We start from the raw sequence: 7,850 nt of genomic DNA, 5'->3' as shown, positions 1-7,850 counted from the left end.
CCAGATCCTCCTTAAATCACAACCTCAAATCTGTGCCATTGGCGCTGACGGCGGACAGCCACGACCGTCTGAAATGATAACATCGAAACTGTCGGGACCGTGGTAGTCGGCGTTCGGCGTATAGGTATACGTCCCGTCGGGGTTCACGGTGACGACGCCATGCCTTGGCCCGTCCCCGCCAAGCGTGTAAATCAGGCGGTCGCCATCCGGATCGGAGCCTCTGACCATCCCGCCAAGCGGCGTATCTTCGGCGGTTCTTGCTGGATCCGGCCCAGCGACGCCTGTTGGCGGCGCATTGAGCGGGACGTTGACGGCGGCGGCGCCGCCACCTCCGCCGCCGCCGCCTCCGCCAAGAGCCAAAGCGCCGCCCAGGCCGCCGGCCAGAAGGCCGAGGCCCGCCAGCAACGGCAAGGGCAAGGCCAGAGGGGCGGTCGCATCCCCGCTGTTGATTTCAGCGATGTCAAAGCCCGTCCAGGCCTCGCCATACTGCGCCCACCAGGTGACATCATCCCCATCCCTGAACACAAGATCATTGCGCCCGCTGGGGGTCATGACAAAAAAATTCTCGATCGTCAGGACCGTGCCGTCGTCGAGCGTCAGCAGCAGATCATTCCCATGCCGCTTGTACTGGGCAACGCGTTCCGGGCCCATTTGCAGCTGGACGACGCTTGGCGCTCCAAGCGCGATCCGGCTTCCGTTGAAAGCCTCGGGAGCCGCATGATCGGCCTTCGGAAACACCGTTGCTTTCATAACCCGTCACCTGTTCGAATATTTTACTTTACGGAAGGCGTCCGATTGCCAGCCAATGCTATTCAACCGCGTTCAGATGCGCTTCCCCGAGGGCAAACCCCTCTACCGATCAGCAAATCGTGAATACCCATTTTGTGTTACGTACAATCTGTCGTTCGAGCAACCACACCTGCGTTGCCAGTTGCAGATGATCAAATGCTGTGTGATCTCCTGCCAAGCCGGAGGCAGTATGGGGCACAGGCTGGACTTTCCCTGTCGGAACGGTGAATTCCGCAGCAAAATTATAATGTTATACAAACATCATCAGATGTTCCTTGCGCTCGCCGCGCCCATCGCAATACAACTTACGCGGCCAGAATTGCGCGTTGATCATTTTTGGTTCGGTTTTGAGTATTCAAAAACGACCTCCATCTGCATCAACAGCGAACCCGGGCGTAATGGCCGAGCTTCAGCCTGCCACCGAGATATTATGTTTGGATATTCGTCCGCTGTTCGGAATTCCAGATCGGAATTATCGGGGAGCCTGTCGAGCAGCCCGTCGCCATGCTTCCCCCTTACTTCAGGCTTGTGGCGACCGCCTCATCCGGGCGAGCGACATTCACCACGCGCGAACGATCGAAGTTGCAAGTAGAGCGAAGCTGCGGAAGCGTCAGGAGAGGTAGTTGGAGCAGGCCGCGGCGACAGTCATGCCTGCATCCATGGATGCTCGCTGCCAATAACTCCTGGCAACGCGCGATCATTACGACGTAAAATCTCACATCAGCCAAATGCCGCGAGGCGACTGGAAAATTCCTTATCTAAGCTCAAAACAACCACATCTGGAACATGTCATCCCGAAATAGCTGCTAAACTTCCAAATAACTCCGATATTTCTCTGGTTTCATTCGTATATTTATCAAGATAAAAGATAAATTTCAGCCAATGCAGAAATATTCATAAAATTCTCGTCTTTTCTGCGCGGCGGCTTCATGGAAGGCGAGGTAGCTATCCGGCGGCCGGAAGCGCTCAAGGAATAGCCAAACAAGCATCATCCGGATCACTTCATGTTTTTTTGCGCAATGGCCTGGAGTTTTCGATCCGGGCCCATATATCCCAGGCGACAGCCTACGCTGTTGCCTGATTAATGCCAGCGGAAGCACCGGCTCCCTTGTCCTGCGCTCGGGCGGTAGTCCGGGGTCAGGCGGCGGCGCAGTTCCGGATCGTGAACATTGTTCTCCAGGTTCTCCTGGCAGACGCAGGCCATTTTGGCAGGCCTTCGTCATTGGCGCCAACCAGCGCCGGGGCGAAGCGGTTGTTGAAGACGTCGTTCGGATATTCGTACAGCTCCCCCATCTTTCGCGGATTGGCGCGGAACTGCTGCTTTTGCTCTTCGGGGAAGGGATTATTCAGGGCCGGGGTGATCCGCTGCGGCGTGCGCTGGAACAGCGACGCCGAAGCAGCCTGATCGACGATAGCCGGCACGATCTGGGGGGCGGTGGAGCCGGCGCCGGTCACGCCGACGCGCTTGCCGGTGATGTCGAGGCTCTGGTCCCAGCGCGAGTTGTGGAAGGCCGCGCCAGCGAAGCTGTCACGGCCAAACGTTGCGCCGGGACGATGGCGTCCTGCGCAATCGGATGAAGGAACTGGCCCATGAAGGCTGCCGGTTCGGCTGCCGGCGTCTGCATATGCTGCTGCGGCCGCCTTCGCAATGAACGCGGCCTCATCGAAGCCGGGCCCCAGCAGGTCTGGCCCCCGCAAGGCGCGCGGCTTCGCCATGGCGCCTGCGCCTGATCACGACGCAGTGATGGCTGGCGCGGATGCCAGGAGATCAGCAGCGCTCAGCGGAACTCCAGTCCCTTGAAGTCGCCGGCCGCGCGCCAGGCATCGAGATACCGGAAGTAGGCGCTCGCCCCGGCGGGATAGCCAACCGCGAGGCGCTGGATCGGCGTCGGCGCCTGACCCTCGTTATTGTAGTAGCCGGGCGTGCAGTCCGGGGCGCCTGTCAGGCGGGGCGGCGATTTGAGCAGCGTCTCGATCCAGGCGTCCTGCGCGGCCTGGGTCACCTCGACCTCGTGCAGCCCGCGATTGATCGCATGGGCGACGACATCGGCAATGGCGCCGGCCGAGGCGGTAAGGTTGTGCGGGATGTTGGAGATCAGGTTCGCGCCCTGGGCCGGTTGCACGAAGAAGGCGTTCGGAAAGCCGTGCGTGTGAATGCCGTGCAGGGACTTCATGCCCTCGCGCCACGCTTCCGACAGCGTGAGGCCGTCGCGCCCGACGACCTCGAAGCCCGAGCGGCTGCGGAAGTCGGTGCCCACCTCAAACCCGGATGCGAAGATGATGCAATCCACCGCGTATTCAACGCCGCCGACGACGAACCCGGTCTCTGTGATGCGCTCCACGCCCTTGCCGTCCGTATCGACCAGCGTGACGGAGGGCGTGTTGAACGCCTGCAAATAGGCGTCGTGAAAGCAGGGGCGCTTGCAAAGCTGGCGATACCAGGCCTTCAGCCTGGCGGCCGTCTCCTGATCGTCGACGACCGCATCGACGCGTGCGCGAACCTCCTCCATCTTCTCGAAATCGGCGTTCTCGAACGCCGCCAGCATGGCCGCCTGGGTGCGGTTCTCCCGCGGCAGGCTGGCCAGTTCCGTGCGGATGCGCCGCGCCAGCTCGGTCCAGCCGTCCTGAACCAGATCCTCGACGTCTTTGCCGCCGGTCTGGCTGTCCGTGAAATTCTCCAGCCAGCGGGCCTGCCAGCCGGGGGTCGCGATCTCCGCGAACCAATCGGGATCGATCGGTCCGTTATTGCGCACATCGACGGAAGAGGGCGTGCGCTGCACGACGTAAAGCTGCTTCGCCCAGCGCGCGAGGTGCGGCACGGCCTGCACGGAGGTCGCGCCCGTGCCAATGATCGCCACGCGCCTGTCGCCAAGCTTGTCGAGCGGCGCGCCCTTCGGATCGCCGCCGGTGTAGCCGTAGTCCCAACGGCTCGTATGGAAGGCATGCCCCTTGAACGTCTCGATGCCGGGGATGCCCGGCAGCTTCGGCACATGCAGCGGCCCGATGCCCATGCCGACATGGTCGCTGGTGAAGCGGTCGCCGCGGTTGGTCGAGACGATCCAGCGCCGCCCCTCGCCATCCCATTCCAGGTTGGTCACTTCGGTCTGGAACAGCGCGTTCTCGTAGAGCCGGTACTGACGCCCGATGCGCTGGCACTGCTCGTAGATTTCAGGTCCGTGGGCGTATTTCTCGCTCGGCCGATGCCCCGTCTCCTCAAGCAGCGGCATATAGACCATCGAGGCCGTGTCGCATTGGGCGCCAGGGTAGCGGTTCCAGTACCAGGTCCCGCCGAAATCGCCGCCCTTCTCGACAATGCGCGCGCCAGGCACGCCCGCCTCGGCAAGGCGCGCGCCGGTCAACAGGCCGGCGAACCCGCCGCCGATGAAGGTAAACGGCACGTGGTCGAAGATCGGCGCACGCTCGACCGGCGCCGTATAAGGGTCGGTATTGTAGTCAGCGAAGCGGCCGGTCAGGCGGATATATTGCGCGTTGCCATCCGGGCGCAGACGCTTGTCGCGTTCGGCGACGTATTTGGCGAGCAGGGCTTCCTTGTCGATGTGCTTGGCGTTGTCCGGTGCGGCGGCCATGGGTTTTCCTCGGATTGTTTTGTCTGGATTACTGGGGCAGCGGGCTCAGCGGCTATCAACGCCGTCGTGAGCGGCGATCGCCCTCCGGTCGGCCAGGTCGAGCGCCTGTGACAGGTGACGCGACCGATGCCGTCCGCGGCGCCGTGATGACCGCGGCGCGGCCTTTGAAATCAAACTCCCCATCCTGCCTCCCGGCGGCCGTCTTATCTGACAATCTCTCATGTCATATTGTAGTTGACAAGCGTTCGTGTCAGAAGCTTCGCATGACAGAGGAGCGGCCGAAGCTTTATCGAGGAACGTCGGCGCGGGAGCGCCAGGCGGCGCGGCGCGAGCAGCTTGTCCGCGCGGCGATCGCCGTCTACGGCGCCACGGGCTATCGGAACGCCACGATCAAGGCGGTGTGCGAGGCCGCCGGCCTGACCGAGCGCTACTTCTACGAGAGTTTCGCCAGCAGCGAGGCGCTGCTGATCGCCTCGTTTGAAACGGTGAACGCTGCCTTCGGGCAGGCCATTGACGCCGCCATTCGCGAGGAGCGCGACCCGGAAGCCCGCGTCCGCGCCATGCTGCGCGCCTATTACGCCGCGTTGCAGGCGGCGCCCACGTCAGCCAGGGTTTTCATCGTCGAGATCGGCGGCATCAGCCCGGCGGTCGATGCGGCCGCGAGGCAGGCGCTCCGTCGCTTCGCCGACCGGCTCGCCGCCGCCTGGGGAATGGAAGCGGCCGCCAGTGAGATCGTCAGCGTCGGCGTGATCGGCGCGATCATCCGTATTGCGTTCGCCTGGATCGCCAGCGATTACGGCTGGCCCTTGCAGGATGTAATCGATGCAGCGTTTCGCATCTGCGCCGTGATGACGGTCTGATCATGGACATCGCATGGTGGCCAGCTCCGTCAGGGCGCCGCCAGGGCCGTTAGCCGTCCATGATCGTGAAGCGCCTCTCTCCCGGCAGGATATGAAAGGCGGAGAGTAGACCGATGCCCCGGCGAGCCCCGGCATCGTCGCGGGGCCAAACACCAGGCGACATCCGCCTGACTTCCCAGCCAGGTCAGATGGACAACGCGCCGCTCCCCAACGAACGATGTGTGGCTGCGCCACGAATTGTCGGCGCGCCGAAACGCGAAGAGTGACCGAACAACCGGGCTGATTTCCTTAACCATATCCTTGCATGAATCGATGGCGGCTATTGTCAGACATGCGGAAGAAACAGCGCGGTGACCACGCCCCGGGAGACATTGTCGTCGAACGATATACACTTTGCCTGAAAACATATGGGAAAGAAGCATCCAATGACGCCAACGACCGCTTTCGTCTCGTCGCGTGAAGACCGGTATTTCGAGGACTACGTTCCCAACACGATATCCGAATTTGGCCCCCTTCTGGTGAGCCAGGATGAAATCATCAACTTCGCCCGCAAGTTTGATCCGCAGGACATGCACATTGATCCGGAAGCGGCGGCGCGCAGCCCCTTTGGCGGCCTGATTGCCAGCGGATGGCACACGCTGTCGCTGATGATGCGGATCTTCGCGGACAACTACCTTTCCGCGGTGGCGAGCCTGCCCTCCCCCGGGGTCGATGAAGTGCGTTGGGTCAAGCCTGTCCGGCCCGGCGACGAACTGTGGCTTCGCACCACCACGCTCGAGACAAGGCGTTCGCAATCAAAGCCGGATCGTGGACTCGTGCGAACCCGTCTTGAGGCGCTCAATCAAAATGGCGAGCTCGTGGCGAGCATGGTGGCGATGAACTTCGTGGTTCTGCGGGCGCCCTGAGCGGAATACACGGTTGCGTCCTGAGCGACGTGAACAGGACAACGTTATTTTAAAAATCGTATCGTCCATGTATTCGTGCATCACATTTGCGCAGCGATTTTCGAGACACCCGGAAAGAGCTTACGCCAACAGAATTTATCATAACCAGAAGCTCGCTCTCTGCGGATTTGCTTTGTATGGGCCAGACCCGTCGCGGGGCGAACCCTGTCTGGCTGAACCCCGGGCGCGATACAGCCGCTATCGACGGAAAGCTGGCGGTCCTTGCACCGCGCATGGCATCCGGCCTGGCCTCCGCTCGATGGCGGCGGCCAGACCACATTGGCGGTTGCCGGGCATCACACAGTCTGTCGGGAACTCTCGTCCCTGTCCGCTTTGCGCTCCAAAAGGCGGCGCAGCATATATTCACAGAGCATGGCAAAACAGGCGCCGACCGTGGCGCCCGCCGCCTTGACGACAGCATCGTGCGCCCTGCCGTGACGGGTTACTTCCAATGTCTGAAGCCATTCGAGCCCCACAGCGATAATAATGACCGCGCCCAGCGCCGCCAGGCGTTGCCGTGGGAAGGCCAACACCAGCAACGCGCTTGCAGCGAAATACGCCAGGAAGCGCTCGGAATCAGCCTGAAACCCGGGAATATGCGGACGCAAGCCAATCGGGAAAAGTGTCGCGCAAATGTTGACCGCCAACACCAGCCCGCCAATGAAAAGCGTGGCCAGACGCAGCTTGCCGGGGAGATAATTCAAACCGGCCTCCCCCCTTTGTTCAAAAAACTGCGGCGACAACGACAATCTATCCGCGAAGTATTCATATCATAACCTTCAAACCACCAACGTGGCATAGTGTTCAGGAAGGATGGCTTTTTTGCATTCGCTGCGTGGCTTTCGGCAGATATTATTCGAAGTAGGTATCTGCGGAGTTCGGTAAAATCTGTTATTTCAGCTGGATTTTGGGCAATTTTACGCCGGCGCGCGGATAAACCGGACCGGGCCAGAAAGGCCCCCGAACCTCGCGCGCCACACGTCGCAGGACAGCTCCGGCGCTCCATGGCCGCCACTTTCGTTCACGTTGTCTCAGCGCCGCAACATGGCGCCCGCGCCGCGAGCGATCAGGCTTCACCGACAACGCCGGGCACACCTTCACGCCTGCCTTTTTCCTTGCGGGAGCAGCGCCCGTCAAACCATCCTGACATTTTGGTGTTTGGTATTTTTTTGGGAAATCTGCCATGATCTCGACATGATTTGGTATGTGTTGCTGACCACCGCTATCGGCCTGACCGGCGCAATCGCCAGACAAGGCTGGATCGTTCTGGCTCTTGCCGGGATGGCGCTTTTACCCGTTGGCGTGATCGGCCTTATGCTTGCCGGCGATAACGGATGGACTGCCTCAGGCAAGACTTTTGTCGGACTTGTTGTCATGCAACTTGTTTATGTTCTTGCAGGATGGGCATTCAGCTCCAGGCGCAGCCGCACCCATTCGATTGCGGAACACGACAAGCCCCCGCTGTGATGGAGCGTGTGCGGCTGGCCAGCGGGTTCCCCTGGGTTTTGTCAGGTGCGGAGCGGCGCTTGCGCATTGCCGGTTGCAGATGCGCCAGCATCTCCCATGAATACATGCATTTCCACCACCCTGCCCAGGAAGGTGCGACGCCTTTTAGAGCGTTTTTCGATCATTCCGGCTCATATCCGCATGAAACGAAGTAGTTCTCACAT

General features: G+C 61.2%; 8 protein-coding genes. 3 read left to right on the top strand and 5 right to left on the bottom strand.

Features of this window, described 5'->3' with window-relative positions:
• Window positions 1-24: 24 nt before the first annotated feature.
• The 3 genes from IE243_RS21555 to IE243_RS21545 all read right to left on the bottom strand — a co-directional run bounded on the left by IE243_RS21555 (window position 25) and on the right by IE243_RS21545 (window position 4,376).
• Complete coding sequence (locus tag IE243_RS21555; protein ID WP_191321366.1) at window positions 25-750, bottom strand: BapA/Bap/LapF family prefix-like domain-containing protein; 726 nt, start codon at window positions 748-750, stop codon at window positions 25-27.
• 1,176 nt (window positions 751-1,926) lie between these two features.
• Window positions 1,927-2,505 (bottom strand): hypothetical protein, encoded by a 579-nt coding sequence (locus IE243_RS21550; RefSeq protein ID WP_191321365.1) that lies wholly within the window; start codon window positions 2,503-2,505, stop codon window positions 1,927-1,929.
• Between the two features lie 62 nt (window positions 2,506-2,567).
• On the bottom strand, window positions 2,568-4,376 hold the full coding sequence (locus tag IE243_RS21545) for a flavin-containing monooxygenase (protein ID WP_191321364.1): 1,809 nt from the start codon (window positions 4,374-4,376) through the stop codon (window positions 2,568-2,570).
• A 263-nt stretch (window positions 4,377-4,639) separates the two neighbouring features.
• On the opposite strand from IE243_RS21545, the gene IE243_RS21540 reads away from it, so the two are divergent.
• Window positions 4,640-5,236 carry a TetR/AcrR family transcriptional regulator gene (locus IE243_RS21540; protein WP_191321363.1) on the top strand — a complete coding sequence of 199 codons (597 nt, stop codon included), beginning with the start codon at window positions 4,640-4,642 and terminating at the stop codon, window positions 5,234-5,236.
• A gap of 425 nt (window positions 5,237-5,661) precedes the next feature.
• Window positions 5,662-6,141 carry a MaoC family dehydratase gene (locus IE243_RS21535; RefSeq protein ID WP_191321362.1) on the top strand — a complete coding sequence of 160 codons (480 nt, stop codon included), beginning with the start codon at window positions 5,662-5,664 and terminating at the stop codon, window positions 6,139-6,141.
• 335 nt (window positions 6,142-6,476) lie between these two features.
• Here the strand turns inward: IE243_RS21535 and IE243_RS21530 are convergent, their stop codons facing one another.
• Entirely contained in the window at window positions 6,477-6,923 is a 447-nt protein-coding gene (locus IE243_RS21530) for a VanZ family protein (protein WP_191321361.1), read from the bottom strand.
• Window positions 6,924-7,374: 451 nt separating this feature from the next.
• On the opposite strand from IE243_RS21530, the gene IE243_RS21525 reads away from it, so the two are divergent.
• Window positions 7,375-7,647, top strand: a complete 273-nt coding sequence (locus IE243_RS21525; protein ID WP_191321360.1) for a hypothetical protein — start codon at window positions 7,375-7,377, stop codon at window positions 7,645-7,647.
• A gap of 41 nt (window positions 7,648-7,688) precedes the next feature.
• Here IE243_RS21525 and IE243_RS23825 read toward each other — a convergent pair whose 3' ends face one another.
• Window positions 7,689-7,811: a hypothetical protein gene (locus tag IE243_RS23825; RefSeq protein WP_280514619.1), complete on the bottom strand. Its 123-nt coding sequence runs from the start codon at window positions 7,809-7,811 to the stop codon at window positions 7,689-7,691.
• Between the last annotated feature and the right edge of the window lie 39 nt (window positions 7,812-7,850).

The organism is Camelimonas fluminis, assembly GCF_014656355.1.
In the GTDB taxonomy this organism is placed as follows: domain Bacteria; phylum Pseudomonadota; class Alphaproteobacteria; order Rhizobiales; family Beijerinckiaceae; genus Camelimonas; species Camelimonas fluminis.
The sequence above is the reverse complement of the archived record's forward strand: the minus strand, read 5'-3'. Positions and strand labels throughout refer to the sequence as shown.

What these genes read in the sequence shown, in the direction of transcription:
- IE243_RS21545 (WP_191321364.1), bottom strand. Translation starts at nt 4,376, where the DNA reads ATGGCCGCCGCACCGGACAACGCCAAGCACATCGACAAGGAAGCCCTG.
- IE243_RS21540 (WP_191321363.1), top strand. Translation starts at nt 4,640, where the DNA reads ATGACAGAGGAGCGGCCGAAGCTTTATCGAGGAACGTCGGCGCGGGAG.
- IE243_RS23825 (WP_280514619.1), bottom strand. Translation starts at nt 7,811, where the DNA reads ATGATCGAAAAACGCTCTAAAAGGCGTCGCACCTTCCTGGGCAGGGTG.
- IE243_RS21555 (WP_191321366.1), bottom strand. Translation starts at nt 750, where the DNA reads ATGAAAGCAACGGTGTTTCCGAAGGCCGATCATGCGGCTCCCGAGGCT.
- IE243_RS21525 (WP_191321360.1), top strand. Translation starts at nt 7,375, where the DNA reads ATGATTTGGTATGTGTTGCTGACCACCGCTATCGGCCTGACCGGCGCA.
- IE243_RS21550 (WP_191321365.1), bottom strand. Translation starts at nt 2,505, where the DNA reads ATGGCGAAGCCGCGCGCCTTGCGGGGGCCAGACCTGCTGGGGCCCGGC.
- IE243_RS21535 (WP_191321362.1), top strand. Translation starts at nt 5,662, where the DNA reads ATGACGCCAACGACCGCTTTCGTCTCGTCGCGTGAAGACCGGTATTTC.